Source organism: Mycobacterium neumannii, assembly GCF_002245615.1.
GTDB lineage: Bacteria > Actinomycetota > Actinomycetes > Mycobacteriales > Mycobacteriaceae > Mycobacterium > Mycobacterium neumannii_A.
This window is the reverse complement of record NZ_NKCO01000018.1, coordinates 1-25,492: the sequence shown is the minus strand read 5'-3', so window position 1 is coordinate 25,492 and position 25,492 is coordinate 1. Positions and strand designations below refer to the sequence as shown.

At 65.8% G+C, this 25,492-nt stretch carries 28 protein-coding genes, 1 tRNA gene and 1 riboswitch; of the genes, 17 read left to right on the top strand and 12 right to left on the bottom strand.

Annotation, left to right across the window (positions count from 1 at the left end; all coding sequences use genetic code 11):
* Positions 1 to 5: 5 nt before the first annotated feature.
* From CEX88_RS19005 to CEX88_RS18960, 10 genes are all read left to right on the top strand, one after another.
* Positions 6 to 614, top strand: coding sequence for a TetR/AcrR family transcriptional regulator (locus CEX88_RS19005; protein WP_068198602.1), 609 nt, complete (start codon positions 6 to 8; stop codon positions 612 to 614).
* On the top strand, positions 611 to 1,819 hold the full coding sequence (locus tag CEX88_RS19000) for a cytochrome P450 (protein ID WP_066844393.1): 1,209 nt from the start codon (positions 611 to 613) through the stop codon (positions 1,817 to 1,819). Before CEX88_RS19005 ends, CEX88_RS19000 begins: the two co-directional genes overlap by 4 nt.
* A complete protein-coding gene (locus CEX88_RS18995) occupies positions 1,819 to 2,646 on the top strand; it encodes an SDR family oxidoreductase (RefSeq protein ID WP_064395185.1) in 828 nt (275 codons plus the stop codon). Before CEX88_RS19000 ends, CEX88_RS18995 begins: the two co-directional genes overlap by 1 nt.
* Positions 2,643 to 3,995 carry a cytochrome P450 gene (locus CEX88_RS18990; RefSeq protein WP_094294665.1) on the top strand — a complete coding sequence of 451 codons (1,353 nt, stop codon included), beginning with the start codon at positions 2,643 to 2,645 and terminating at the stop codon, positions 3,993 to 3,995. The genes CEX88_RS18995 and CEX88_RS18990 overlap by 4 nt, the downstream gene beginning before the upstream one ends.
* Before the next feature lie 9 nt (positions 3,996 to 4,004).
* Positions 4,005 to 4,214, top strand: coding sequence for a ferredoxin (locus CEX88_RS18985; protein WP_068198604.1), 210 nt, complete (start codon positions 4,005 to 4,007; stop codon positions 4,212 to 4,214).
* A gap of 2 nt (positions 4,215 to 4,216) precedes the next feature.
* Positions 4,217 to 4,762 (top strand): nuclear transport factor 2-like protein, encoded by a 546-nt coding sequence (locus CEX88_RS18980; protein WP_094294664.1) that lies wholly within the window; start codon positions 4,217 to 4,219, stop codon positions 4,760 to 4,762.
* Positions 4,763 to 4,853: 91 nt separating this feature from the next.
* Complete coding sequence (locus CEX88_RS18975; protein ID WP_094294663.1) at positions 4,854 to 5,981, top strand: NDMA-dependent alcohol dehydrogenase; 1,128 nt, start codon at positions 4,854 to 4,856, stop codon at positions 5,979 to 5,981.
* A 5-nt stretch (positions 5,982 to 5,986) separates the two neighbouring features.
* Positions 5,987 to 6,433 carry a nuclear transport factor 2 family protein gene (locus CEX88_RS18970; protein ID WP_094294662.1) on the top strand — a complete coding sequence of 149 codons (447 nt, stop codon included), beginning with the start codon at positions 5,987 to 5,989 and terminating at the stop codon, positions 6,431 to 6,433.
* Positions 6,423 to 7,301: an SDR family NAD(P)-dependent oxidoreductase gene (locus tag CEX88_RS18965; RefSeq protein WP_094294661.1), complete on the top strand. Its 879-nt coding sequence runs from the start codon at positions 6,423 to 6,425 to the stop codon at positions 7,299 to 7,301. Before CEX88_RS18970 ends, CEX88_RS18965 begins: the two co-directional genes overlap by 11 nt.
* 59 nt (positions 7,302 to 7,360) lie before the next feature.
* On the top strand, positions 7,361 to 7,765 hold the full coding sequence (locus CEX88_RS18960) for an HIT family protein (RefSeq protein ID WP_202931570.1): 405 nt from the start codon (positions 7,361 to 7,363) through the stop codon (positions 7,763 to 7,765).
* Here the strand turns inward: CEX88_RS18960 and CEX88_RS18955 are convergent.
* Together CEX88_RS18955 and CEX88_RS18950 are read right to left on the bottom strand one after the other, a co-directional pair.
* Positions 7,753 to 9,171 (bottom strand): sensor histidine kinase, encoded by a 1,419-nt coding sequence (locus tag CEX88_RS18955; protein WP_094294659.1) that lies wholly within the window; start codon positions 9,169 to 9,171, stop codon positions 7,753 to 7,755. The genes CEX88_RS18960 and CEX88_RS18955 overlap by 13 nt on opposite strands.
* Before the next feature lie 127 nt (positions 9,172 to 9,298).
* Positions 9,299 to 10,012: a response regulator transcription factor gene (locus CEX88_RS18950; RefSeq protein ID WP_202931575.1), complete on the bottom strand. Its 714-nt coding sequence runs from the start codon at positions 10,010 to 10,012 to the stop codon at positions 9,299 to 9,301.
* A gap of 100 nt (positions 10,013 to 10,112) precedes the next feature.
* Between CEX88_RS18950 and CEX88_RS18945 the strand changes: the two genes are divergently transcribed.
* Positions 10,113 to 10,934, top strand: coding sequence for a hypothetical protein (locus CEX88_RS18945; RefSeq protein ID WP_094294657.1), 822 nt, complete (start codon positions 10,113 to 10,115; stop codon positions 10,932 to 10,934).
* A gap of 2 nt (positions 10,935 to 10,936) precedes the next feature.
* Here CEX88_RS18945 and CEX88_RS18940 read toward each other — a convergent pair whose 3' ends face one another.
* On the bottom strand, positions 10,937 to 11,263 hold the full coding sequence (locus tag CEX88_RS18940; protein WP_094294656.1) for a hypothetical protein: 327 nt from the start codon (positions 11,261 to 11,263) through the stop codon (positions 10,937 to 10,939).
* A 50-nt stretch (positions 11,264 to 11,313) separates the two neighbouring features.
* Between CEX88_RS18940 and CEX88_RS18935 the strand changes: the two genes are divergently transcribed.
* Both CEX88_RS18935 and CEX88_RS18930 read left to right on the top strand, forming a co-directional pair.
* Positions 11,314 to 11,388: transfer RNA gene (locus tag CEX88_RS18935), tRNA-Thr, on the top strand.
* A gap of 136 nt (positions 11,389 to 11,524) precedes the next feature.
* Positions 11,525 to 13,480: a serine/threonine-protein kinase gene (locus CEX88_RS18930; RefSeq protein ID WP_094294655.1), complete on the top strand. Its 1,956-nt coding sequence runs from the start codon at positions 11,525 to 11,527 to the stop codon at positions 13,478 to 13,480.
* Positions 13,481 to 13,517: 37 nt separating this feature from the next.
* On the opposite strand, the gene CEX88_RS18925 is transcribed toward CEX88_RS18930, so the two are convergent.
* The gene (locus CEX88_RS18925; protein WP_094294654.1) at positions 13,518 to 14,303 is read right to left on the bottom strand and encodes a SigB/SigF/SigG family RNA polymerase sigma factor; all 786 of its coding nucleotides are present in this window, start codon (positions 14,301 to 14,303) and stop codon (positions 13,518 to 13,520) included.
* A 149-nt stretch (positions 14,304 to 14,452) separates the two neighbouring features.
* Between CEX88_RS18925 and CEX88_RS18920 the strand changes: the two genes are divergently transcribed.
* Together CEX88_RS18920 and CEX88_RS18915 are read left to right on the top strand one after the other, a co-directional pair.
* Entirely contained in the window at positions 14,453 to 15,253 is an 801-nt protein-coding gene (locus tag CEX88_RS18920) for an alpha/beta fold hydrolase (protein ID WP_094294653.1), read from the top strand.
* A complete protein-coding gene (locus CEX88_RS18915; RefSeq protein ID WP_094294652.1) occupies positions 15,250 to 16,410 on the top strand; it encodes a SpoIIE family protein phosphatase in 1,161 nt (386 codons plus the stop codon). Before CEX88_RS18920 ends, CEX88_RS18915 begins: the two co-directional genes overlap by 4 nt.
* Here the strand turns inward: CEX88_RS18915 and CEX88_RS26105 are convergent, their stop codons facing one another.
* Entirely contained in the window at positions 16,411 to 16,566 is a 156-nt protein-coding gene (locus CEX88_RS26105) for a hypothetical protein (protein ID WP_165595971.1), read from the bottom strand. It lies immediately after the preceding gene.
* A 91-nt stretch (positions 16,567 to 16,657) separates the two neighbouring features.
* Here CEX88_RS26105 and CEX88_RS18910 point away from each other — a divergent pair, with 91 nt between their 5' ends.
* On the top strand, positions 16,658 to 17,158 hold the full coding sequence (locus tag CEX88_RS18910) for a MarR family winged helix-turn-helix transcriptional regulator (protein WP_068198637.1): 501 nt from the start codon (positions 16,658 to 16,660) through the stop codon (positions 17,156 to 17,158).
* A gap of 17 nt (positions 17,159 to 17,175) precedes the next feature.
* On the top strand, positions 17,176 to 17,592 hold the full coding sequence (locus CEX88_RS18905; RefSeq protein WP_064348016.1) for a DUF5313 domain-containing protein: 417 nt from the start codon (positions 17,176 to 17,178) through the stop codon (positions 17,590 to 17,592).
* Positions 17,593 to 17,632: 40 nt separating this feature from the next.
* Here CEX88_RS18905 and metE read toward each other — a convergent pair whose 3' ends face one another.
* The 7 genes from metE to CEX88_RS18870 all read right to left on the bottom strand — a co-directional run bounded on the left by metE (position 17,633) and on the right by CEX88_RS18870 (position 25,488).
* Positions 17,633 to 19,900 carry a 5-methyltetrahydropteroyltriglutamate--homocysteine S-methyltransferase gene (gene metE / locus CEX88_RS18900; protein WP_202931569.1) on the bottom strand — a complete coding sequence of 756 codons (2,268 nt, stop codon included), beginning with the start codon at positions 19,898 to 19,900 and terminating at the stop codon, positions 17,633 to 17,635.
* Positions 19,901 to 20,034: 134 nt separating this feature from the next.
* Positions 20,035 to 20,220: riboswitch (cobalamin riboswitch) on the bottom strand.
* A 169-nt stretch (positions 20,221 to 20,389) separates the two neighbouring features.
* Positions 20,390 to 21,601, bottom strand: coding sequence for a Dyp-type peroxidase (locus CEX88_RS18895; RefSeq protein ID WP_094294651.1), 1,212 nt, complete (start codon positions 21,599 to 21,601; stop codon positions 20,390 to 20,392).
* A complete protein-coding gene (locus tag CEX88_RS18890) occupies positions 21,594 to 22,115 on the bottom strand; it encodes a copper chaperone PCu(A)C (protein WP_094294650.1) in 522 nt (173 codons plus the stop codon). The genes CEX88_RS18895 and CEX88_RS18890 overlap by 8 nt, the downstream gene beginning before the upstream one ends.
* Positions 22,108 to 23,523, bottom strand: a complete 1,416-nt coding sequence (locus tag CEX88_RS18885; protein ID WP_094294720.1) for a PepSY-associated TM helix domain-containing protein — start codon at positions 23,521 to 23,523, stop codon at positions 22,108 to 22,110. The genes CEX88_RS18890 and CEX88_RS18885 overlap by 8 nt, the downstream gene beginning before the upstream one ends.
* A gap of 118 nt (positions 23,524 to 23,641) precedes the next feature.
* Positions 23,642 to 24,190, bottom strand: coding sequence for a hypothetical protein (locus CEX88_RS18880; protein ID WP_066844465.1), 549 nt, complete (start codon positions 24,188 to 24,190; stop codon positions 23,642 to 23,644).
* A 30-nt stretch (positions 24,191 to 24,220) separates the two neighbouring features.
* On the bottom strand, positions 24,221 to 25,096 hold the full coding sequence (locus CEX88_RS18875; protein ID WP_094294649.1) for an NAD(P)-dependent oxidoreductase: 876 nt from the start codon (positions 25,094 to 25,096) through the stop codon (positions 24,221 to 24,223).
* An 8-nt stretch (positions 25,097 to 25,104) separates the two neighbouring features.
* On the bottom strand, positions 25,105 to 25,488 hold the full coding sequence (locus tag CEX88_RS18870) for a carboxymuconolactone decarboxylase family protein (RefSeq protein ID WP_202931574.1): 384 nt from the start codon (positions 25,486 to 25,488) through the stop codon (positions 25,105 to 25,107).
* Between the last annotated feature and the right edge of the window lie 4 nt (positions 25,489 to 25,492).

Below are 25,492 nucleotides of genomic sequence, written 5' to 3'. Positions count from 1 at the left end.
GACAGGTGTCCAGCGAGCCCGTGGTTGCGGTCCCAGGCCCGGCGCCTGTCAGCACCGCCGAGACACCGCGGAACCGTCGCCAGGAGGAGACGTTCCGCAAGGTGCTCACCGCCGGTGTCGAGATGCTGCGCGAATCCTCCTACGCCGACCTGACGGTGCGCGCCGTCGCCGCTAGGGCCAAGGTCGCCCCGGCCACCGCCTACACCTACTTCTCGTCGAAGAACCACCTGATCGCCGAGGTGTACCTGGACCTGATGCGTCAGGTGCCGTACTTCACCGACGTCAACGACAGCCGGGTCGCCCGCGTCGAGAAGACTCTGCGCGCGATGGCGCTGATGGTCGCCGACGAACCCGAGGTCGCGGCGGCGTGCACGACCGCGCTACTCAGCGGTAGCGACTCCGCAGTGCGCGCGGTACGCGACCGCATCGGTGCCGAGATCCACCGCCGCATCCGCTCGGCCATGGGCCCAGAGGCCGACCCGCGCGCATTGGCGGCCCTGGAGATGACGTTCTTCGGCGCGCTGGTCAACGCGGGTAGCGGCGTCTTCACCTACCACCAGATCGCCGACCGGCTCAGCTACGTCGTCGGCCTCATCTTGGGAGACGAGCAGTGACCATCAGCGAAATCGTTCTTGACCCATACGACTACGACTTCCACGAGGATCCGTATCCGTACTACAAGCGGCTGCGGGACGAGGCACCGCTGTATCGCAACGACGAACTCGGCTTCTGGGCCCTGTCGCGGCACCAGGATGTCCTGCAGGGTTTCCGCAACAGCACCACGTTGTCGAACAAGTTCGGCGTATCGCTGGATCCCGCGTCCCGCGGACCGCACGCCTCCAAGACCATGTCCTTCCTGGCGATGGACGACCCCGACCACTTGCGACTGCGCACACTGGTGTCGAAAGGTTTCACGCCTCGGCGCATCCGCGAGTTGGAGCCGCGCGTCACCGAGATCGCCGTGCAGCACCTCGATGTCATGTTGGACAAGGCACGCTCGAACGAGACCGTCGACTACGTCGGCGAATTCGCGGGCAAGCTGCCGATGGACGTCATCTCGGAGCTCATGGGTGTGCCGGAGCCCGATCGCGACCAGGTGCGGGCGTGGGCCGACGGTGTCATGCACCGCGACGAGGGTGTCACCGACGTACCGCCCTCGGCCGTGGAGGCATCGATCAACCTGATCGTCTACTACCAGGGCATGGTGGCCGAACGCCGCAAGGAGCCGAGCGACGACCTGACCACCGCGCTGCTGGAGGCCGAGATCGACGGCGACCGGCTCACCGACGACGAGATCATCGGCTTCATGTTCCTGATGGTGATCGCCGGTAATGAGACCACCACGAAACTGCTTGCCAATGCGGCCTTCTGGGGCCACAGGAACCCCGACCAGTTGACTCCGGTCTACGCCGACCTGCAGCGGATTCCGCTCTGGGTCGAGGAAACGCTGCGATACGACACCTCGAGCCAGATCCTCGCGCGCACGGTCTCGGGCGAGCTGACGTTGTACGACACCACCATCCCCGACGGTGACGTGTTGCTGTTGCTGCCCGGGTCGGCTCACCGCGACGAGCGGGTGTTCGAGGACCCCGACCGTTTCCTCATCGGCCGCGAAATAGGTTCAAAGCTCATGAGTTTCGGCAGCGGTGCCCACTTCTGCCTCGGTGCGCACCTGGCGCGGATGGAGGCCAAGGTCGCGTTGACCGAGTTGTTCAAGCGAATCCGCGGATACGAGGTGGACGAGGCCAACGCCGTCCGCGTCCACTCGAGCAATGTCCGCGGATTCGCTCACCTTCCCATCACTGTGGAGACTGTCTGATGCCCCGGTTCGACCCCCTGCCCGAACGACGACCCGTCATCGTCGCCGGCGCCTCATCCGGAATCGGAGAGGCGACGGCGATCGAGATGGCCGCGCGCGGCTTCCCAGTCGCGCTGGGCGCCCGTCGCGTCGAGAAACTCGAAGACATCGTCGGCAAGATCAACGCCGACGGCGGCGAGGCCGTCGGGTTCCATCTCGACGTCACCGACCCCAACTCGGTGAAAACGTTTGTCGCCCAATCGGTGGAGGCGCTCGGCGAGATCGAGGTATTGGTGGCCGGTGCCGGTGACACCTACTTCGGCAAGCTGGCCGAGATCAGCACCGACGAGTTCGAGTCGCAGCTGCAGATCCACCTCGTCGGGGCCAACCGGCTGGCGTCGGCGGTGCTCCCGGGCATGCTCGCGCGCCAGCGCGGCGACCTGATCTTCGTGGGATCCGATGTGGCGCTGCGCCAGCGGCCGCACATGGGCGCCTACGGGGCGGCGAAGGCGGCGCTTCTGGCCATGGTCAACAACTTCCAGATGGAACTGGAGGGCACCGGCGTGCGCGCCTCGATCGTGCACCCCGGTCCGACGAAGACCAGCATGGGCTGGAGTCTGCCCGCCGAGAAGATCGGCCCGGCACTCGAAGATTGGGCGAAGTGGGGCCAGGCCCGGCACGATTACTTCCTGCGGGCGGCCGACCTGGCCAGGGCCATCACCTTCGTGGCGGAGACACCTCGCGGTGGGTTCATCGCCAACATGGAACTTCAGCCCGAGGCGCCGCTGGCCACCGCGCCGGCGGAACGCCAGCAACTCAAGTTGAACGAGGAGAACCTGAAGTCATGACGACCGCGATCGTGCCCCGGGTTTCCGGTGGTGAAGAAGAGCACGGACACCTCGAGGAGTTCCGCACCGACCCGATCGGCTTGATGCAACGGGTTCGCGACGAGTGCGGTGACGTCGGCTGGTTCCAGTTGGTGGACAAGCACGTCATCCTGCTGTCCGGCGCCGAGGCCAACGAGTTCTTCTTCCGTTCGGCCGACGAGGATCTCGACCAGGCCGAGGCCTATCCGTTTATGACGCCGATCTTCGGCAAGGGTGTGGTGTTCGACGCAAGCCCCGAGCGTCGCAAGGAGATGCTGCACAATTCGGCGCTGCGCGGTGAGCACATGAAGGGCCACGCGACCACCATCGAGGGCGAAGTCAAGAAGATGATCGCCGACTGGGGCGACGAGGGCGAGATCGAGCTGCTCGACTTCTTCGCCGAGTTGACGATCTACACCTCGACGGCCTGCCTGATCGGGCTGAAGTTCCGCAACCAGCTCGACCACCGGTTCGCCGAGTACTACCACGATCTCGAGCGCGGCACCGACCCGCTGTGCTACGTCGACCCCTACCTGCCGATCGAAAGCTTCCAGCGCCGCGACGAGGCGCGCGTGAAACTCGTTGCGCTGGTGCAGGAGATCATGAACCAGCGGGTGGCCAATCCGCCGGAGGACAAGTCCGACCGCGACATGCTCGATGTGCTGGTGTCGATCAAGGACGAGGACGGCAATCCGCGGTTCTCGGCCGACGAGGTCACCGGCATGTTCATCTCGCTGATGTTCGCCGGGCACCACACCAGTTCGGGAACCTCGGCGTGGACCCTGATCGAGCTGATCCGCCACCCCGAGATCTACGCCAAGGTCCAGGCCGAGCTCGACGAGCTCTACGCCGACGGTCAGGAAGTCAGCTTCCATGCGCTGCGCCAGATTCCGTTGCTGGATAACGTCGTCAAGGAGACACTGCGGCTGCACCCGCCACTGATCATCTTGATGCGGGTGGCCCAGGGCGAATTCGAGGTAGCGGGCTTCCCCATTCACGAGGGCGACTTCGTGGCTGCCTCGCCGGCGATCAGCAACCGGATTCCCGAGGACTTCCCGGATCCCGACGGTTTCAATCCGGACCGCTACAACAAGCCTGAACAGGCCGACATCGTGAACCGCTGGACGTGGATCCCGTTCGGCGCGGGCAGGCACCGTTGCGTCGGCGCGGCGTTCGCCCAGATGCAGATCAAGGCGATCTTCTCGGTCCTGTTGCGCGAGTACGAGTTCGAGATGGCGCAACCGGCTGACAGCTATCGCAACGACCACTCGAAGATGGTGGTGCAGCTGCAGCGGCCCGCGAAGGCGCGGTATCGACGGCGGAGCAAGTAGGCACCGCAGATGGGTTCCTACAGAGTCGAAGTGGATCTTGACCTGTGTCAGGGCCACGCGATGTGTGAGCTCGAGGCGCCCGACTACTTTCGGGTGCCCAAACGCGGCAAGGTCGAGATCCTCGATGCCGAACCGCCCGACGACGCCCGCGACGAGATACAGAACGCGGTCGACATGTGCCCGACCCAAGCACTGATGATCAAAGAAACAGGAGAATGACAATGCCGTCACTACCCCGCCAAGCGCTCGACAACTGGGTCGAGCAGTGGCTGGAGGCCAACCGGGACGCCGAACGCAACGGCGACTGGAAACCGTTGGCCGAGTTCTACACCGATGACGCGACCTACGGCTGGAACATCGGCCCCAAGGAAGACGTGATGTGTGTCGGCAAGGACGAAATCCGGGACGTCGCGCTGGGTTTGGAGATGGAGGGCCTGGAGAACTGGGTTTACGAGTACCAGAAGGTGCTCGTGGACGACAAGCAGGGCGAGATCGTCGGCTTCTGGAAGCAGGTCGCGAACAAGTCCGACGGCACCACCGACGAGATCTACGGTATCGGGGGCAGCTGGTTTCGGCTGAACGCCGACCTGAAGATCGAATGGCAGCGCGACTTCTTCGATTTCGGCCACGTCGCCAAGGGGTACGCGAAACTGATCGAGTCCGGCGACCTGTCGCCCGGAATGCAGAAGCGCATCGAGCGGTCCCTGGCCGGCGAGAAGTTGCCCGGTTATTACCCCCTCGGCCAGGCCCCGGTACCGATCTGGTGACCCGGCCAAGCAGTTGATTGGGGGTGGGTGTGACCTACCTAACTACTGCCTCTAGTCTGAGGTCACCGGTACTAGCGGAAGGCACGTTCCAATGAAGACAAAAGGTGCTCTCATCTGGGAGTTCAACCAGCCGTGGTCGATCGAGGAGATCGAAATCGGGGACCCCGTCAAGGACGAGGTCAAGGTGCAGATGGAGGCGTCGGGGATGTGCCACTCCGACCACCACCTGGTGACCGGCGGCATCCCGATGGCCGGTTTCCCGGTGCTCGGTGGCCACGAGGGTGCGGGCATCGTCACCGAGGTCGGTCCGGGCGTCGAAGACCTCAAGCCCGGCGATCACGTCGTGATGTCGTTCATCCCGTCCTGCGGCAACTGTCCGTCCTGTCAGGCCGGTATGCGCAACCTCTGCGACCTCGGCGCCGGTCTGCTCGGGGGCACCGCGGTCTCCGATGGCACCCACCGCATCCACGCCAAGGGACAACCCGTCTTCCCGATGACCCTGCTGGGCACGTTCTCGCCCTACATGGTCGTACACAAGAGTTCGGTCGTGAAGATCGACGAGTCGATTCCGTTCGAGGTTGCGTGCCTGGTCGGTTGCGGCATCACCACCGGCTACGGCTCGGCCGTCCGCAGCGGTGACATCCGGCCCGGTGAGGACGTCGCGATCGTCGGCGTCGGCGGCGTCGGCATGGGCGCTCTGCAGGGCGCAGTCACCGCGGGCGCACGTCGCATCTTCGCTATCGACCCAATGGAGTGGAAGCGTGACCAGGCGCTGAAATTCGGTGCCACACATGCTTATCCGGATTGGGAGTCCGCGATGGCCGGTATCGGCGAGGTCACCTGGGGACTGATGGCCCACAAGGTGATCATCACCGTGGGCGAGCTGCACGGCAAGGACGTCGAGAACTACCTCAGTTTGACCGCCAAGGGTGGCACCTGCGTGGTCACCGCCATCGGCAGCCTGCTCGATACCGAGGTGAACCTCAACCTGGCGATGCTGACCCTGTTGCAGAAGAACTTGCAGGGCACCATCTTCGGTGGCGGCAACCCGCACTACGACATCCCGCAGCTGCTGTCGATGTACAAGGCAGGCAAGTTGAACCTCGACGACATGGTCACCCGGCAGTACAAGCTGGAGCAGATCAACGACGGTTACTCCGACATGCTCGAGGGCAGGAACATTCGCGGCGTCATTCGCTACACCGACGACGACCGGTAGAGCTCATGCCTCAGGAAACCGTCGAGAAGACACCGGCTTTGGCGGCCTCCCACAATTCGTGGAGATGCGTGCACTCTCACGACAAAGAGGGCTGGTTGGCCCTGATGGCCGACGATGTCGTCATCGAGGATCCGATCGGGCAGTCCTTCACCAACCCCGATGGCACGGGAATTCGCGGGAAGGAGGCGGTATCGGGCTTCTACGATGCCAACATGGCCTCCAACGACCTGCGGATCACCTGCGAAGAGACATTTCCGTCCAGTTCCCCGCACGAGGTGGCTCATATCCTGGTGCTGCGCAGCAAGTTCGACAACGGGATGACCAGCACGGTGCGCGGAGTGTTCACCTACAAGGTCAACGACGCCGGTCTGCTCACCAACCTTCGTGGCTATTGGAACATGGACATGATGCAGTTCGGTCAGGCGGCCAGCCAGTCAACGGATGCCAAGTAGCCCGTCACTGTCCGGGCGTGGCGCGGTCATCGCCGGCGGATCGCGCGGCGTGGGGTTGGCGGTGGCTGAACTGCTCGCTGCCGATGGTGCCGGGGTGGTCGTCAACGGCCGTGATCGGGACGCCGTAGCGCAAGCGACGCAACGGATTCCGGGCGCGCACGGAGTCCCCGGCTCGCCGGCCGATCCGGAGATCGCCGAACACCTGATCGACACGTGCGTTCAGGAGTTCGGTCGCATCGACATCCTGATCAACTGTGCGGGCACAGCTGAGCCCGTCGGATCGTCGATCCTCACGATCACGTCGGGCCAATTCCGCGAGTTGATCGACGCACATCTCAATACGGCCTTCGAGACTTGCCGAGCCGCCGCGCCCAGGATGGTCGCCCAGGGCGGAGGCGCGATCGTGAACACGAGTTCGTTTGCGTTCCTCGGCGACTACGGCGGTACGGGGTATCCGGCGGGCAAGGGCGGCGTCAACGGGCTGACCCTGGCGATCGCCGCCGAACTCAACGAGCACGGCGTGCGCGCGAACGTCGTCTGTCCCGGCGCCAGGACGCGGCTCTCCACTGGTGCGGATTACGAGGCGCACATCGCCGACCTGAACCGTCGCGGCCTGTTGGACGACGTGAGCATGCAAGGTGCCCTCGACGCCGCGCCCCCGGCGTACGTCGCCCCGACTTACGCCTATCTGGCGAGTGACCTGGCCAGGGACGTGACCGGACAGATCTTCATCGCCGCCGGCGGGTTCGTCGGGCGCTTCGACAGGCCGACGCCGACGATTCTGGCCTACCGCGACCACCACGACACCCCGCCCTGGTCCGTCGCCGAGCTCCACGACCACATCGGGCCGAATGGCGGACAAAGCTGACGGCCGCGGATAGCCGACGCGCCCTCGACCGCGGCGCGTCGCTCACTATGCTCGACGCCATGGCGAGCGTGTTCACGAAGATCATCAACGGGGAGCTACCAGGCCGGTTCGTCTACGAGGACGACGACATCGTCGCCTTCCTGACGATCGCCCCGATCACCCAGGGCCACACGCTCGTTGTGCCGCGAGCCGAGATCGACAACTGGCAGGACGTCAAGTCCGCGGTCTTCGGCCGCGTCATGGAGGTGTCACAGCTGATCGGCAAGGCCGTGGTCAAGGCGTTCCCCGCCGAACGGGCCGGTGTCATCATCGCCGGGATGGAAGTGCCTCATCTGCACGTGCACGTCTTCCCAACCAACGACCTCGCCGATTTCGGATTCGCCAACGCCGACCAGAACCCGTCGCAGGAATCGCTCGACGAGGCCCAGACCAAGATCAAGGCGGCACTGGCTCAGCTGACCTGAGCCGCCACATCGACGATGCGCGGCAGGCTGACCCGAAACGTGCACCCCTGCCCCGGCGCGGTGGTGACGTCGACCGTTCCGCCGTGGGCCAGAACTAACGAGTCGACGATCGACAGTCCCAGCCCGGTGCCGCCGCTCGCCCGGGTGCGTGACGAGTCTGCGCGATAGAACCGTTCGAACACCCGTCGCGCGTCGTCTTCCGTCATACCCGGCCCCTCGTCGCACACCTCCAGCACCGCGCGGTCACCCGCGGTGCCCACCCGCACCGTCACCCCGGCGGTTTCTGGAGTGTGCTGAAGCGCGTTGCCCATCAGGTTGCCCAGCACCTGGCGCAGTCGGGCTTCGTCGCCAAGCACTTCCGGGGTGCCGGGCCCATCGAGCACCTCCAACCTGGTCGCTCGCTTGGGGGCGATGGAGCGCGCGTCGTGGACCGCGTCGGTGGCAAGGGTCAGCAGATCGACGCGCCGGTGCTCGAGCGGGCGCTGCGCGTCGAGGCGGGCGAGAAGCAGAAGGTCGTCCACGAGCAAGCCCATCCGGCCGGACTCGCTCTCGATGCGGCTCATCAGCATCTCGACGTCGCGTACCGCGCCCTGCCGGTACAACTCGGCGAATCCACGGATGGTGGTCAGCGGCGTGCGGAGCTCGTGGCTGGCGTCGGTGATGAACCGTCGCATCCGCTCCTCGGAACTGCGGGCCTGCTCGGCGGAGGCCTCAGAGGCCGCCATGGCGGTCTGGATCTGGGCGAGCATGCCGTTGAGCGCCGCCGACAGCCGGCCCACCTCGGTGCGCGGATCACGCTGGGGGACACGGCGATCGAATTCGCCGGCCGCGATCGCCGCCGCGGTCTGCTCGACTTCGACCAGCGGACGCAGGCTGCGGTGCACCACCGCATAGCCGACCACCCCGAGCACCACCAGCACCGCCAGCCCGATCCCGACCTGTGCGTAGATCAACTCGCGCACTGTGGTCTGCACAGCGGAGAAGTCGACGGCGACGGTGACCACCCCGTCGGGGCTGCGGACCGTCATCGCGCGCCACTGCACATCGGAGCCGTGCAGCGAGCCGATGGTGACCGGTTCCGAACCCACGTCGTTGTCGGCGGGCAGCGCCGGTTCCGCATCTCGGTCGTTGACGGCGATCCAGATGTGTCCGTCGGCTCCGACGCCGCGGACATAGAAGTTCGTCGGTGGCCGTGCCGGGTTGGGGCTCTCCAGCGCATCGTCGGACCCCTGGCGCGGCGCCTGGGCCCACCCTCGCGAAGCGTCGAGCAATTCTTGGTCGACGCGGTTGCTCAGCGTGTGGCGGAGGATCGTGGTGACCGCCACGCCGGATGCGAGCAGACCGCACGCCACCAGCAGCAGGGTGGCCGCCACCAGCGCCACCCTCAGCGGCACGCGTGCGGTCATCTACTCATTGTCGGCGCACGTTCGGTTCTGCGTCGCGCGCTGCCGTTCTTCGCGCAAGCGCTCATCACGGTTGTCTGTTCTTCGCGCAAGCGCTCACACAATTGTCTGTTCTTCGCGCATGCGCTCATCACCGTGGCTCGCGGAGCACGTACCCCACGCCGCGCAACGTGTGCAACAGGCGCTTTTCGCCCGTGTCGATTTTTCGCCGCAGATAGGACACGTAGGACTCGACGACGTTGACGTCGCCGCCGAAGTCGTAGCGCCAGACGTGGTCGAGGATCTTGGGCTTGGACAGCACCGTCCCCGCGTTGATGATGAAGTACCGCAGCAGCGTGAACTCCGTCGGCGACAACGACACCGGCTCCCCCGCCTTCCACACCTCATGGGTGTCCTCATCGAGTTCGATGTCGGAGAAGGACAACCGCGAGTTGCGAGGCTCCTCGACACCACGGCCGGAGCGGCGCAGGATCACCCGTAACCGGGCCACCACCTCTTCGAGGCTGAACGGTTTGGTCACGTAGTCGTCACCGCCGAGGGTGAGGCCGGCGATCTTGTCCTGGAGCGAGTCGCGCGCAGTGAGGAACAACGCTGGGGCGTCGATACCGTCTGCGCGCAGCCGTCGCAGCAGCCCGAAACCGTCCATCCCGGGCATCATCACGTCGAGGATGACGGCGTCCGGGCGTACCTCACGCGCCTTGTCCAGCGCGGCGGGTCCGTTGGAGGCGGTGTAGACCTCGAACCCCTGGAACTTCAGGCTGACGGACAAGAGTTCGACGATGTTGGCCTCGTCGTCGACGACGAGGACCTTGGCCTCCGGTGTGTTCTCGGGTAGTGCAGGCATGGCCACCTATTCACTGTCCGTCTCTCGCCGGTGATGTTCCTGCCAGCAGGCTGTGTACTTCCTGTGGGTTTTCATCTTGCGCCGTCCATAGACTGAGGTGATGAACTTCGGCAAAGCGCTGACCGATATCGCGACCGCACCGGCGCGAGCCGCCCTGACCGTCGCCGACGCGGGCCTGGCCATGGCGACCGGGGCGGTGAGCATGGCGCAGCGCACGCTCGGCGACGCCGTCGAGGGTGGGCCCGGATCGGCGTCGTTCGCCACCATGCTCGGCCTGAACGACGCGGTCGAGCGGGCGAACCGACTGGCACGTCTGATGGACGACGACGCCCCGCTGGGCCGGGCGTTGGCACCCAACGGCCCGCTGGACCGGCTGCTGCGACCGGGCGGACTGGTCGATCAGCTGACCACCGAGGGTGGCCTGCTGGATCGCGTGACCGCGGAGAACGGTGCGGTCGCCCGGGCGGTGGCCCCCGGCGGGCTGGTGGACCAGCTGATGGCCGAAGGCGGCCTGGTGGACCGCATGACCACCGACGACGGCGCACTGTCGCGAGTGATCGCCCCGGGCGGGCTGGCCGATCAGCTACTGGCCAACGATGGCCTCGTGGAGCGGGTGCTACGCGAGGACGGCGTGGCCGACCGCTTACTGGCCGAGGACGGCCTGTTGGACACGCTCACCGATCCCGACGGTCCGTTGCTCAAGCTGGCCGACGTCGCGGACACGCTGAACCGGTTGGCGCCCGGTCTAGAGGCGCTGGCGCCGACGATCGACGCCCTCCACGATGCCGTCGTGACGTTGAGCCAAGTCGTGAACCCGTTGAGCAATATCGCCGACCGGATCCCGTTGCCCGGTCGCCGGCCGCGCGCCCGTTCGACGTCGAGGACGGTGACCTCTCAACGCATTATCGACGTCGAGGAGTGAGCTCAGGCGTCGGCTTCGATCGCCTCGATCGCCGCTGACACGCTCTCCGGAGTCGGGGGCTGGTCTTCGGGCTGCCAACGCTGCAGCAATAGCACGGTGGCGCCCCGCAGCATCCGCACGTAGTCGTCTACATCGGACTGCTTGTATGACTCGATCCGCGCGGCAACCTCGGGTACCAACGGCTTGATGGCGGTGGCGATGCTGAGGCCGAGACCGCCTCCGGTGCTCGCGCTCTTGTCGAGCAGCGTGAGGAGCCGTTCGACCTCGGGCCGCTCGAGTCTGGGATACACGTGCGGGAAGTCGCTGAGCAGATCGTCCTTGACAGTCACGGGGAGCGGAGTTCCCCGAACCGGCGACCCGATAAACTCAAGGCCCGCAGGCCTCCTTAGCTCAGTGGTAGAGCACTCGCCTTGTAAGCGAGCGGTCGTCAGTTCAATCCTGACAGGGGGCTCCACCTTATTCGCCAGGGTCGTGGATTCGAAGACTATCGACCCTGCTGCAGAATCGGCGCACTTGGGCCGGGGTTACGCCAAGAACACCTAGACCACCGACTCCGTCGATACGATAAGGCGACCTGGAACGAGGTTGTCATGACTGATTCGACCGCCGACTATCCCTTCGAATTGACGCAAACTCAAGCGCCTGTGGGCGTCGACGGCGAAAGCGGAACTCGTACCGGAACATACGAGCCATCATTCGCCGGGCTCAGTCCATCGACCCGCCTCACAACAATCGAGGTCGGTCAGCAGCTCGACGACTTCGATCTGCTGCTCGAATTGGGCACCGGCGCATTCGCGAAAGTCTTTCTAGCCCGCCAACGGTCCATGCAACGGCTGGTGGCGGTCAAGATTTCCGCGAATGAAGGACACGAACCGCAAACTCTGGCCCAGCTGGATCACGACTACATCGTCCGGGTTTTCGACCAGCGGATCCTGCACGAACAAAACTGGCGGCTGTTGTACATGCAGTATCTCCCCGGCGGAACACTGCTGGACGTTGTCGAGGCGATTCATCGCGCGGAAAAGCCACCAGAAACCGGCCAGACGCTGCTCGACGCGGTGGACCACGCACTGGAGGGGCGAGGGGGAATCCGTCCTACGGAATCATCGACGCGAGCCGAGCTCGCCACGCTCCCCTGGCCAGACACTGTCGCGTGGCTGGGGAAGCGGCTCGCTCAGGCGTTGGACTATGCCAATTCACACGGCGTGTTGCATCGCGACATCAAACTGGCGAATGTCCTCCTCGCCGCCGACGGGACCCCCAAACTCGCGGACTTCAACATCAGCTTCGCCCGCAACGTAACGGGTGCGAGTCCCTTCGAATACTTCGGCGGCTCACTCTCGTACATGTCCCCCGAGCAACTGACGGCTTGCCAGCCTGGGCACACCCTCGACATGGCGAATCTCGATGCCCGTAGCGATATCTACTCCCTTGCCGTCGTGCTGTGGGAGCTCTTGACCGGCAACAAGCCGTTCGATGACTCCGCGGCGCAAGCCGCGCGAGCGAGAGGGGCCGGAGCGATCGGCGACACCACAGCGCTTGAGTTGATGTTGACCACCCGCGCAAAGGGGATTCCGCCGACAGCACTGGCGGCGCTACCGGAGACCTGTCCGCCGGCGCTGCGCAGAGTTCTGCTCATAGCACTGAGCGCAGCACGTGAACAGCGCTGGGCTTCAGGCGCTGAACTCGCCGAGCAACTCCAGCTGTGTCTCGATCCGAGCGCTCGTGATCTAGTTGATCCGCCTGTTCGAAGCTGGCGGCTGCGGCTACGGCCGTTCTTTGTGCCAATCGCCTTCCTCGCCATCATGATTCCCAACCTCTTGGCCAGCGCGTACAACATTCAGCACAATCAGCTGCTTATTGTCAGCCAGCTTTCGGAGTATGCGCAGGGCCGGTTCATGCTGGTCACCACAGTCGTCAACGTGGTGTTCTTCCCGCTCGGAGCGGCGGTGCTGCTCTATTGGTATCGCTACATCATCCTGGTCCCACGCCGCCTGCGACGAGGACCGGCGCCGCCCGAAGAGAACTTGGCCCGTGCGCGCCGCGACTGTCTTGTCGCAGGCGATCGGGCGGTATTCATTGTGTTCGGCTTGTGGTTGCTGTCAGGGCTGACATTTCCGCTTACTATGCAATTCGCCGCCGGTGGAATCCCCGGTAGATCTGCGATCCATTTCTTCGGGTCAATCACGATCTGTGGCGCAATCGCGATCGCATACCCGTTCTTTCTCTTGACCTTCTACGTCGTGCGCAGCGTTTACCCGGAGCTGGTGGCATACGGACAGACGAGCCCTCGGGAAGCCGAAGAGCTGCGAGCACTCAGCCGTCGACTACCACGCTATCTGGCGGTTGCGGCCTCCGTGCCGTTGCTTGGCGTCGTCGCCGTGACCTTCTTGACTCCGGTCGAGATCGCGCAAGTCATCGTCCCCATCCGCGCACTGTGCATCGGGGGAATCGCCGGATTCGTGCTCGCGTATTGGCTATCGCGACAGATCGAATCCGACGTTCGCGCACTTGAGCGCGTGATTGGCAACAGAGTGCCCCACTAGCTTCCGCTGCCGCCGTTCCGCGATCGGCATTAGAGACTCAGCTCGCAGCGGCGAGGAAAGATTCTTTGACCTGACTTCTCAACGTCTCCAACGCCTTTGCCAGCAGGCGCGACACATGCATTTGCGAACAACCGACCTGCGCCGCGATCTGACTCTGCGTCATGTCCTCGAAGAAGCGCAGCGTCAGCACGTCGCGTTCGCGGGTCGGTAGGGCGGCGATCAACGGCCGCACGGTCTCGACGTCGAGTACCTTGTCGAAGCCGGCGTCGTCACCGCCGAAACTGTCCCCTATGGAGGCCGAATCGTCATCGCGCATCGCCGGTATGTCGGTCGACAGCGTCGAATAGTTCGACCCGGCGATCACCGCTTGCACCACCTGTTCGCGATCGACGCCGAGATCCTCGGCGATTTCGCTCGCGGTCGGTGCGCGCCCCAGGCCCTGCGCCAGCTTCGCGGTGGCCTTGTTCACCCGCATCTGGAGGTCTTTGACCGTGCGCGGGACCTTCACCGCCCACGCGTGGTCCCGGAAGTGCCGACGAACCTCGCCCATCATCGTCGGTACGGCGAACGACAGGAATTCTGCTCCGTTGTCGACGTCGAATCGATTGAGCGCATTGACCAGCCCGACACGCGCTGCCTGCACAAGATCTTCGTGCGACTCACCGCGATTGCGATAACGACGTGCGATGTGATCGGCCAGCGGCAGGCAACGCTCACAGATCAAATCGCGTTGCCGGTGGTAGGCACCCGACCCCTCATCCAGTGTATTGAGGTGACGGAACATATCCGTCACATCGGAATAATCGGAATTTGGTCCAGCCACGGGTACGTCCGTCCCTCGAAGAATTTCAATGCGGGCTCGCGGATCTGAACCTGATCGAGCACGTATACCCCCGTAATGACCAGCCGAAACGCCCTGACAGCCCGGGCGGGAGGCACAGTCAATGGGCGGTGGCTTTTAAGCTGCTGGTCATGGACGTTTGGACCCGGAACAACATCAAGATCGTTGGAAACCAGAGCGGTCCGACGCTGTTCCTAGCCCACGGTTTCGGGTGTGACCAGAACCTGTGGCGGCTCATCGTCGACCGGCTGCAGTCTGAATTTCGCATTGTGTTGATGGACCACGTCGGCTCCGGGGCCTCGGACCCCAAGGCGTGGGACGACACCAAGTACTCGTCGCTGGACGGCTACGCCGACGACGTCGTCGAGATTCTGCGCGACCTTGATCTGCGCGACGTGGTGTTCGTCGGCCACTCGGTGGCGGCGATCATCGGTGTCCTCGCGGTCATCACCGAGCCCGACCGGATCGCCAAGCTCGTCATGGTCACGCCGTCGCCTCGCTACATCGACGACGACGGCTACCGCGGCGGATTCTCCAGGGCTGACATCGACGAACTTCTGGAGTCCCTGGAACTGAATTACCTTGGCTGGTCGCATGCCATGGCCCCGGTGATCATGGGTAATTCCGACCGGCCGGAGCTCGCCGAGGAACTCGAGGCGTCGTTCTGCCGAACCAATCCCGACTGCGCGCGGGTGTTCGCCCGCGCGACGTTCTTGTCCGACAACCGCGCCGACCTGCCGCGGGTGTCGGTACCCACGCTGATCCTGGAGTGTTCCGAGGACGCGATCGCACCGGCATCCGTGGGAGCCTATGTACACCAACACATTTCCGGTAGCCGGCTGGTCACACTCGGTGCGACCGGCCATTGCCCCCACGTCAGCGATCCGGACGCCACGGCTCAAGCGATCGCCGAGTTCGCCCAACCGACATGACCGGGCTGGATCTCGACGACCACTGGGAGAACGCGCCCACCGGAAACGCGATCGCCCATCCCGACGGCCGCATCATCCGAGCCAACGCCACCCTGGCCAACTGGCTCGGCTATGAGCGAAAACACCTGCACGGCAAGCTGATCACAGACCTGTTGACCGTCGGCGGACGCTTGCACTACGACACCCATTTCCGGGCGATCCTGCGGATGAGCGGAAAGCTCGATGGCGTGACGCTGGATTTCCTGACCGCCGACGGCACGCGGCTACCGATATTCCTCACCGCCAACATGGCCTACGACGCCGAAGGACATCCAGAACTGTTGCGCGTCAGCGCGGTCGACGCCAAGGATCGGCGATCGTACGAGCAGGAGCTGCTGGCGCAGCGCGAGCGCGCCGAGACCGAGCGCAGCCGGGTGCAGGCGTTCGCCGAAACCTTGCGCCGCTCACTGCTTCCGCCGCTTCTCGCACCGCCGCCGGGACTGGACGCCGCCGCGTACTACCACACCGCGTCGGACGACGACGTCGGCGGCGACTTCTATGATCTGTTCCCGCTGTCACGCTCCACGTGGGGTTTCTTCCTCGGCGATGTAGCCGGAAAGGGCGTCGACGCCGCGGTGGTCGCCGGTCTGGCACGGTACGTGCTTCGCTCGGCCGCGGTCGCCGACCACGATCCGGTGAAGGCGCTTCACGTACTCAATTCGGTGCTGATGCAGGACGTCGAGATCGGCGGCAATCGACTGTGCACGGTGATCGACGGCAGCCTCACCATGCGCGGCGACGGTTTCGACGTATCCCTAGCCAGCGGCGGTCATCCCCCGCCGCTGCTTCTCAGCGCCGACGGATCGGCCTATTACGCCGACACCGTCGGTGGCCATGCCGCCGGGATCACCGATGACGCGCGGTTCGTCGCTCACAGATTTCACTTGGTGCCCGGGGACACCTTGGTGCTCTACACCGACGGTCTGACCGAGGCGAGCACCGGAATCGGCCATCAGCGCTACGACGACGAGGGTGCCCTGCTCGCCTTCGTCGACGCCCGCGCACCCGCCACCGCCGACACCATCGTCAACGCGTTGAAGGAACTGCTCACCAGCTTCGGGCCCGGAGTCAAGGACGACGCCGCGGTACTCGCGCTGGGGGTGCCGGCGAACGCCTAGTCAGGTCTCGTCGGCGACGTCGTGGCGGTCCTGATGCCCACCGGGGGCCTCCGGATCGTCGTCGCGGTGGTCCAGGTCATCCTGCAGTGCACGTTGTTCCTCGGTCGCCTTGGTGGCGTCCATCGGAGTAGCGGGCGGGTCATTCGGCGTTGACATCCGACAAGGATCGACCGCCCGCCCCCGGACAAAACCCCGTGTGACCAGAAGTACATTGCTAGGACCCTAACTATTTGGCCACGATGGAGTTGTGTCCACGTCAACTCCGGCCCGGGTCGACCCGCTCGCACTCGAGCAGCAAGTCTGCTTCGCGCTGGCGGTCACGAACCGGGCCGTGCTGGCGATATACCGCCCCCTGCTCGAGCCGCTCGGCCTCACCCACCCTCAGTACCTCGTCATGCTGGCGCTGTGGGACCACTACAAGACCTCAGAGGCCGCAGAGCCGCCCACAAAACCGCTGTCGGTCAAGGACATCGCGAGCGCTTTGCAACTCGACTCGGCGACACTGTCCCCGATGCTGAAACGCCTCGAGTCGCTCGGCTTCATCACCAGGGCACGCAGCGCCGTCGACGAGCGGGCCACGGACGTGCGGCTCACCGAGGAAGGTGTGCGGTTACGGCGCCGCGCGCTGGAGATACCGCCTGCCGTCGTCGAGCGCCTGGGTGTGGACCTGGACGAACTCGAAACGCTTCGCAACGTGTTGAACCGTGTGAACACCGCCGCCCTCGCCGCGGGCGCACTCGACAACTGACTACTCAAGGAGGATTCGTGGCTGCCGCCCGCCCCAACATCGTTCAATACATCACCTATTCGTATGGACGCCGGCTTCCGGACTCGATGCGCGAGTGGGTGGCGCGCGACCTGGCCGGTCCTGGCGCGCTGCGCCGCCACATGATTCGGATGGCGATTCCGCCTCTGTTCGTGCTCGCCCCGTTCTGGCTGCTCCCGGCGTCGCTGTACGTACACCTGGAAATGACTGCGCCGATCTACATCTGGGCGATCCTCATGGCACTCGCGCTGAACAAGATCTGGCGTCGGCACCGTCTGACTCAACACGGCCTGGACCAGAACCTGGTCGACGAGATCAAGCGCAAGAAGGACGCGCGGATGCACGAGGACTACATTCGCCGCTTCGGCCCGCGCCCCGAAGAGGCGCGCTGGCAGCAGAACAGCAGCCCCTTCTAACCACACGGAGTCGTCGGCTGCGCGTGCAGTCGCCCGGTGATCAGTGAGGACGAACCTCGTTCGCCGCGGCGACCAGGTTGCGCAACGAGGCGGTCACCTCGTCGGTCCTGCGCGTCTTCAGACCGCAGTCCGGGTTCACCCAAAGACGCTCGGCGGGAACGGAGTTCAACGCTTCTCGCAGCGCGGAAGCCATCTCGCCGACCGCGGGTACCCGCGGCGAGTGGATGTCGTACACGCCGGGGCCGACGCTGTTGGCGAACCCGGCCGCGTTGAGGTCGCCGAGCACCTCCATGTGCGAACGCGCCGCCTCGATGGACGTCACATCGGCATCGAGATCGGCGATTGCGCCGATCACCTCGCCGAACTCCGAGTAGCACAGGTGCGTGTGGATCTGTGTCGAGTCATCGACACCCGATGTCGACAACCGGAATGCGTCGACCGCCCAGCGCAGATAGGCATCCTTGTCCTTGGAGCGCAGGGGCAGCAGCTCGCGAAGCGCGGGCTCGTCGACCTGGATGATCGCGATACCCGCCGACTGCAGATCGATGGTCTCCTCGCGAATCGCCAGCGCCACTTGGGCCGCCGTCTGCGCCAACGGCTGGTCGTCGCGCACGAACGACCACGCCAGGATCGTCACGGGTCCGGTCAGCATGCCCTTGACCGGCTTGTCGGTCAGTGACTGCGCATATGTGATCCATTCGACCGTCATCGGGTCGGGTCGGCTGACGTCGCCGTACAGGATCGGCGGGCGAACGCACCGGCTGCCGTAGGACTGCACCCAGCCGTTCTGTGTGGCGAAGAATCCGTCGAGCTGCTCGGCGAAGTACTGCACCATGTCGTTGCGCTCGGGCTCGCCGTGCACCAGCACGTCCAGACCGATCTCCTCCTGCAGCCCGATGACGCCGGCGATTTCGGCCTGCATCCGGCGCCTGTACTCGGCGGCGTCGATCCTGCCCGCGCGCAGGTCCGCTCGGGCCACCCGGATCGCCGATGTCTGCGGGTACGACCCGATGGTCGTCGTCGGCAGGACGGGCAGGTTCAGCCGCGCCTGCTGCGCCGCGCGGCGCCGGCCGGCGGGACCGCGTTCGGCGCCGGACGCGGTGATGGCCGAGATCCGCGCTCGCACATCGTCGTTGTTCAACCGGGGATCGGCGCGCCGCGACGCGATGGCCGCGTTGGACGCCGCGATCTCACCGTCGATCGCCTCGCGTCCGTCCATCAAGCCGCGGGCGAGCGCCACGACCTCGGTCACCTTCTCGAAGCCGAACGCCAACCAGCTCCGCAAGGCGCCGTCGATAGAGGGCTCCGCATCGAGCGTGTACGGAACGTGCAGCGTCGAGCACGACGTCGAAACCGCGACGTGCTGCGCCGACCCCCGCAGTGTTGTCAGGGTGCCGAGAGCCGATTCCAGGTCGGTACGCCAAATGTTGCGGCCGTCGACGACACCGGCCACGAGGAGTTTGTCGGTCAGTTCGGGCACAGCGGCGACCGCGGGCACGCCGCCCGCGACGAGGTCGACACCGATCGCTTCGACCGGCGTTCGCGCGAGCGCGGGCAAGGCATCGGTGAGCTTTCCGAAGTAGGTGGCCACCAAGATCGCCGGCCGCTCGGTCAGCCGCCCGAGCTGCGCGTAGGTGCGCTCGGCGAGTTCGGCTGCGGTGTCGACGAAGTCGGTGACCAGAACGGGTTCGTCGATCTGCACCCACTCGACGCCCTGCCCGGCGAGAAGTGCCAGCAGCTCCCCGTACACCACGGTCAATTCGGCGAGCCGGTCGATCGGCGCGTCGGCTCCGTCCACCGCCTTGCTCAGGGCGAGGAACGTGATCGGTCCGATGACCACGGGACGAGCCGGAATACTTTGGGCGCGAGCATCTTCGAGTTCACCGAGGATCTTGGTCGGGTTCAGCGCGAAATGCGTATCCGGACCGAGTTCGGGCACGATGTAGTGGTAGTTGGTGTCGAACCACTTCGTCATCTCCAGCGGGGCGATCTCGTCGTTGCCGCGCGCGGCGGCGAAATAGCGGTCCATTTCATCGGACACGTCCGCGACCCGCGGGGGCAACGCGCCCACCATGGCTGCGGTGTCGAGCATCTGATCGTAGTAGGAGAACGTGTTCACCGGAACGGAATCCAGCCCCTCGGCCACGAGCGCCTCCCAGGTGTCGCGGCGCAGTTCGGCGGCCACGGACTCGAGTTCGTCGCGTCCGACGGTCCCCGCCCAGTACTTCTCGACGGCTCGTTTGAGTTCACGGTTCGGGCCGATGCGCGGGGAACCGAGGATGGTGGCGTAGAACGGTGTTGCGGTCATGACGACGTCCTCATCGGTACGGCGGATGTTCATCGCCGGAGGTGTCGTGCCGAGCGCGGACACGTCATACGCAACCCGCTTCGGCCACAGCCCATTCCACGGGGCGATGAACCACCGGACGCGGCGCGCCCGGTACATCTGGCAGGTCTTCGGACTCGCAGGCTCGCACATGGTCGTGCACCTAATGGCCGTCGCTTCCCAGCCCGTGGGGCCAGTGCCGTTGACGGCGGTCGTTCCTGCATACCGCTGCGGGACAGTCCCGGATTCTCACCGGAGTTCCCTCTCGCACCGCACCCGAATCGGCGTGCGGCACTCGATGCCGACGGCCCTCCCTCGATTCCGAGATCGGTTCGCCCGCAAACCAGCTGCGCGACCAGCCTACCCCTACCACCGGGCCAGCCACTCGGTCAGGGACCTGCCTGCCTCCAGCACATGGCAATCGGCGCTGTCCTGTGCGGCGTTGCTCGCGTCGAAATCCTGATCCGACGCCTAGGACAACAGCGTCTGGCCCAGGTAACCGCCCGACTCGACTCCCGGCAGGATCGCGAACGTCGCCGACCCGATGGTGGTGATCCACTTGTTCAGCGCATCGGCCGCAGCGAGCCGCCGCTGCACCGGGGTGAACTGTTCGTCCGGGTCACGTTGGTACGCAGCGAAAATGAGCCCACTGTCGGTGAGACGCCCGGCGGCCGGCGCGTCGTCGTAGTTGTAGGGTCTGCGAAGAAATCGTTCGTTGTCGCTGTGCGGTCGGGCCAGTGCGATGTGCGCGTTCGGCGGTATCACCGGTATACCCTCTTCGTCCGCGTCGAAGTCCGGAACGTCGTCCTCCCGGCTCCCGGTCAACGGCGCGCCGCTGTCGAGGCGACGACCGACGCTGAGTTCCTTGCTGGTTCGGTCGAGCTCGTCCCAAGTATCCATCTCTGCGCGGATGCGGCGTAACACCAGCGTCGTACCCCCGGCGAACCACGGCTGGTCGTCACCGTCGTCCCACACGTGCCGATCGAAACCTGCCTGGTCGACGATGTTGGCGGTGCCGTCGATCTGACCCATCAGATTTCGCATGCTGTGCGCACCCGAGCCCGCTGCTTGCCGGAATCCCGTCTGCCGCCATCGCTGCCGGGTCATGGCGCGCACGTTCTTCAGCAGCACCCGGCTGGTGTGCGCGACGGTGATCGGGTCGTCGGCACAGATCTGCAGCAGGAGATCACCGCCGCACCACCTCGGTTCGAGGCGGTCGGTGGCTAAGGCCGGTGGATCGGCGACCGCTCGCGGGCGCCGATTCCCGAGCCCGATCCGGTCGAACAGTCCCGGTCCGACACCGACGGTGACGGTGAGCCTGGCCGGCCGTTGCGCCAGTTCGGGTTCGGTGTCGGCCAGCGCGGGAGTGCCTTGAGTCAATCGTTCGGCGTCCGACGTCCACAGTCTCAGCACGGCTGCCAACGTCTCCCGCGGGCCGCGATGAGGATGCGGTTCGAGGTCGAGTGCGACGAACAACGCATGCGCCTGCGGGGACGTCGCGACACCGGCCTGATGCCGCCCGTGAAACGGTTCGACGGCCCGGTCGACGGCGTCGGCAGGGACAGCGAATTGTGCAATGCCGCTGTGGCTCAGCGTCGCCCCCGCCGCCACCGCGACGGCGCTGCCCGCGAGAAGACGACGCCGATTGAGGTGGAATCGACCCTCGGCCACGCCGTCACCCATGGTCATGGTGTGGTGCGGACCCGTCCGTGACCGGCTGGTAATCCTCGTTGGCACCGGCGAAGTCACGCACCTGGGCGGTGACCGGCAGCGTCGACCCGTCCTCGAACTCGACGGTCAGCGTCACCTCAGAGCCGGGCAGCAGCGGCTGTTTGAGGTCCATCAGCATCAGGTGGTCACCGCCCGGCACCAGGGCGTGTGAGCCTTTGGCCGGGATCACCAGGCCCCCGTCTTTGGGGCGCATCGTCCTGGCGCCCCCATCGGCCGCCACTTCGTGCACCTCGACCCGCCCGGCCGCATCCGAGCGCCCCGAGACGATCCGCGCGTCGTGGTGTCCGGCGTTGGCGAGTATGCCGAACACCGCGGCCATACCGGTCTCGGCCGCGCTGGCCCACTGGTCGGCGAGCGTTACCTCCGAAGACATCGGCCCTTCGTCGTGTTGGCCGTGTGACGTGCAAGCCGCCACGGCGGTCGCAGTGATGAGAAGTACCAGTGCGTGATAGGTCCTGTTAGACATCGACGTTCGCCTCCTGCTCGGTGCCCCGCTTCTTGACCGTTGCGACGATGAGGTCGACGACCACGAATGCGGCGAGGCTGAGACCGAACAACGGCAACGCCCAACCCACCGCTAGTGCAACAGCGACGACCAACGCGATCGCCCCCGGGTGCAGACCACGCAGGACGCCTCGCAGCGGCGGACGACCGGCCGCCCACGCCGAACCCTTTGTCGGCCTGCGTTGCCACCACATGAGGTAACCGCGAACGACGATCGTGATCAGCCCAACTGCGGTGAGCGCCAACACGATCTGGTTCACGACCCCGAACAACACACCCATGTGCGCGTCGATCGCCCAGTTGGTGAGCTTGGCCAGAAGCGGCCACTCGGCCTGATTGACCCGGTCGATGATCGCTCCGGTATCGGGGTCCACCGAGACCGCGTCGTACCGAGTGGGCCAGTCGCGCTTGTTCTCCGCGACTTCCCAACCCTGGCCGTCGGCGCTCGGAGGGTACATCCACATCGGGCCGGACAGTCCCGCGGCGCGGGCCGCACTCAACGCGGTGTCCGCACCGTGTAGCGCGGCGTCACCGCCGCCGACGACGGCCCCCCCGTGGTGCTGCCCATGACCCGCGTCGGTGTCGGCCGACTGCATGAGCGCGGTGTCCACCGATGGCGCTGTGGTGTTCAGCCTTTCCTGCAGCAGATTGACCGTCTCACCGCCGTAGCGCGACCAGGTGATGCCGGTGACCGACAGCCCGAGCAGCGCAACGATGAGCCAAACTCCCACCGCGCCATGCCAGGACAGAGTGCGGCGACGGTCCGTCTTGTCACGGTCGGGAAGCGCGATGCGACGCAGCTTCTTGGTGTCGCGGCGATGCAGGTACCACAGCGCCAGACCCGCCAGCGCGATCACCCACAGCCAGCTCGCCGCAAGCTCGCTGTAGTTGCGGCCCACGGCACCGAGATGCAGGTTGCGGTGCAACTCGTCGAACCACGCGCGCACCGGCAGCCACTGGCCGTAAGTGGTCAGCGCGCCACGGATCTCACCGCTGTACGGGTCGACGAATACCGTTCTCGCATAGTCGGGCGGAACGTCGTCGACCGCGAGTACGACCCGCGTGATGTCATCGGCCGCGACGGGCGGGCCGATCTGCTCCACCATCCCCTCGGGGTATGCGGCACGCACGGCGCGCAGCTGTTCGGCCAGCGGGAGTCGGTGCTCCCCGACGCTGTCGACGGTGACCTTCTCGCGGTAGACCGCGTCGTCGATCTGGGGAATCACCGCGTACAACAAGCCGGTGACAGCGGCGATCAGAATGAACGGACCGACGAAAACGCCGGCATAGAAATGCAATCGCAGTAACAGAGGACGCACGCCGCGCTGACGCTGACGCGCGGGCGTGCCGAGAGTGGGGGTCGTTGTCATGAATGGCGGACCTTCAGCCGGCGGCCCGGCGAGCACTCGTCGAGCCGGAAATTGAGGTGGGTGAGTTGCGTCGAAAGCCGCGACGCCTGTCGCGGTTCGATCTCGGTGCGCGGCGGGGCTAAGCCGCCGTTGCCAACCTCAGTGGCGGAGCGCGCATGCCGAGCCCGCAACTCAACAGGACGGATTCGGCGACAACGGTTTTGACGACACGGTGTACCCGCCGCGCGCGCGGGCGCAGTCCGGCCGTGGCGAAGATTCGCAGCCACTGCAGCACCGATACGCAGACGACGTAGAGGTATTCGACAGCCGCGATCGCTGTTCCCAGGATGACGGCGGCCCCGATATGGGCCGCGGTCATCGCGGGCGTCAGGCCCAGGGCGGCGGCCGAGTGCACGTGCCCACCGGCGATGACGAAGGACAGGTGGCCGAGGAGTTGTGCGAGGCTCAGGGCGCCGACGGCGCCGAGCAATCGCCCGTGACGACCGTCGAGCGCGGGTCGGGCGACCACGGCGCCCACGGTGGCGCAGACGAGCATCGCGACGATCAGCGCCGATCCCGCGGGGAGCTGACCGCCGGAGAACGTATGCGCGGTCGCGGTCAAGACGGCAGAACACGATCCGACCAGACTCCCGCGCACCCAACGTGCGCGCGACTTCGGCGTGTTCACCTGCAGAACTCTACCGTCGGCGCCACCGGGTCACCCCTCGACCACGACCCCCGCGGCGGCTTCGATGGGTTTCACCACCGCCGTGAAGTCCGATTCGGCTCCCTCGCTGGCCATCGTCGCCTCCCAGACCTGGCCCACGGCGTCGGCGAGTTCGGTCGGCAGGCCCAGCGCCCTGGCCTCGTCGAGGTAGAGCCGGACGTCCTTGACCATCAACCCCGTCGCGAAGCCGTAGTCGAACGTGCGGGGCAGCACCGCCTGCGGGAACTTGTCCCGACTGGCGTGAGTGCCACCGGAACCGGCGTTGAGGACGTCGATCATCACCTGGGCGTCGAGTCCTGCCTTCACACCGGCCACCATCGCCTCGGCGGTGACAGCCAGTGTCGTCGCGGCGATGACGTTGTTGATGAGCTTCATCGTCTGCGCAGCGCCGGGCTTCTCACCGACGAACGTCGCCCGCCCGAGTGTTTCGAACAGCGGTGCGCACGTCTGGTAGTGAGCCCGCGGCCCCGACACCATGATGGCCAGGGTGCCCGCCTCGGCCCCGTGCACACCGCCGCTCACGGGACTGTCGAGCGCCGCGATCCCGCGCTCGGCCAACAGCGCGTTGTTGCGCTGCGCGGCTTGGCGTCCCACCGTCGACAGGTCGACGAAACGCTCGACGACGGTCCCGCAGGCGACCTCGGCGGCGACGGACTCCGACGCCTGCGGGGTCGGCAGGCTCGTCAGTATCGTCGGCGCGCGGTCGGCGACCTCGCGCGCCGAGGCCGCCCGCTCGGCACCGGCTTCAACCGCCCTGTCGACCACCTCGGGGCGGGCGTCGCAGACGACCACCCGATGCCCGGCCGCCCGCAGGCGGTCTGCCATCGGGAAGCCCATGTTGCCGAGTCCGACGAATCCGATGTCCATGCCGCGCCCTACCGCTGTTCGGCGTCGTCTAAGGCGGCGCGCGCGGTGCGGAAGGCCTCCACCGCGGCGGGCACACCTGCGTACACCGCGACCTGCATGAAGATCTCGCGGATCTCTTCGGGTGTCACGCCGTTGGTCAGGGCGCCTCGGACGTGGGTGCGAAGCTCGTTGGGGCGGTTCAACGCCGCGAGCATCGCAAGGTTGAGCATGCTGCGCGTCTTGTGGGACAGGCCGTCGCGTCCCCACACCGCTCCCCAGCAGTACTCGGTCACCAAATCCTGGAACGGCCCGGTGAAATCGTCGGCACTGTCTGCCGCCTTCTGCACATAGGCCTCACCGAGCACCGCCGTGCGGATCTCGCGGCCCTTGTCGTACACCCGACTCTTATACACATCT

Coding starts and splice junctions, on each gene's coding strand:
- CEX88_RS18995 (WP_064395185.1), top strand. CDS start 1,819: ATGCCCCGGTTCGACCCCCTGCCCGAACGACGACCCGTCATCGTCGCC.
- CEX88_RS18990 (WP_094294665.1), top strand. CDS start 2,643: ATGACGACCGCGATCGTGCCCCGGGTTTCCGGTGGTGAAGAAGAGCAC.
- CEX88_RS18985 (WP_068198604.1), top strand. CDS start 4,005: ATGGGTTCCTACAGAGTCGAAGTGGATCTTGACCTGTGTCAGGGCCAC.
- CEX88_RS18980 (WP_094294664.1), top strand. CDS start 4,217: ATGCCGTCACTACCCCGCCAAGCGCTCGACAACTGGGTCGAGCAGTGG.
- CEX88_RS18975 (WP_094294663.1), top strand. CDS start 4,854: ATGAAGACAAAAGGTGCTCTCATCTGGGAGTTCAACCAGCCGTGGTCG.
- CEX88_RS18970 (WP_094294662.1), top strand. CDS start 5,987: ATGCCTCAGGAAACCGTCGAGAAGACACCGGCTTTGGCGGCCTCCCAC.
- CEX88_RS18965 (WP_094294661.1), top strand. CDS start 6,423: ATGCCAAGTAGCCCGTCACTGTCCGGGCGTGGCGCGGTCATCGCCGGC.
- CEX88_RS18960 (WP_202931570.1), top strand. CDS start 7,361: ATGGCGAGCGTGTTCACGAAGATCATCAACGGGGAGCTACCAGGCCGG.
- CEX88_RS18955 (WP_094294659.1), bottom strand. CDS start 9,171: ATGACCGCACGCGTGCCGCTGAGGGTGGCGCTGGTGGCGGCCACCCTG.
- CEX88_RS18950 (WP_202931575.1), bottom strand. CDS start 10,012: ATGCCTGCACTACCCGAGAACACACCGGAGGCCAAGGTCCTCGTCGTC.
- CEX88_RS18945 (WP_094294657.1), top strand. CDS start 10,113: ATGAACTTCGGCAAAGCGCTGACCGATATCGCGACCGCACCGGCGCGA.
- CEX88_RS18930 (WP_094294655.1), top strand. CDS start 11,525: ATGACTGATTCGACCGCCGACTATCCCTTCGAATTGACGCAAACTCAA.
- CEX88_RS18920 (WP_094294653.1), top strand. CDS start 14,453: ATGGACGTTTGGACCCGGAACAACATCAAGATCGTTGGAAACCAGAGC.
- CEX88_RS18915 (WP_094294652.1), top strand. CDS start 15,250: ATGACCGGGCTGGATCTCGACGACCACTGGGAGAACGCGCCCACCGGA.
- CEX88_RS26105 (WP_165595971.1), bottom strand. CDS start 16,566: ATGTCAACGCCGAATGACCCGCCCGCTACTCCGATGGACGCCACCAAG.
- metE (WP_202931569.1), bottom strand. CDS start 19,900: ATGACCGCAACACCGTTCTACGCCACCATCCTCGGTTCCCCGCGCATC.
- CEX88_RS18895 (WP_094294651.1), bottom strand. CDS start 21,601: ATGGGTGACGGCGTGGCCGAGGGTCGATTCCACCTCAATCGGCGTCGT.
- CEX88_RS18890 (WP_094294650.1), bottom strand. CDS start 22,115: ATGTCTAACAGGACCTATCACGCACTGGTACTTCTCATCACTGCGACC.
- CEX88_RS18885 (WP_094294720.1), bottom strand. CDS start 23,523: ATGACAACGACCCCCACTCTCGGCACGCCCGCGCGTCAGCGTCAGCGC.
- CEX88_RS18875 (WP_094294649.1), bottom strand. CDS start 25,096: ATGGACATCGGATTCGTCGGACTCGGCAACATGGGCTTCCCGATGGCA.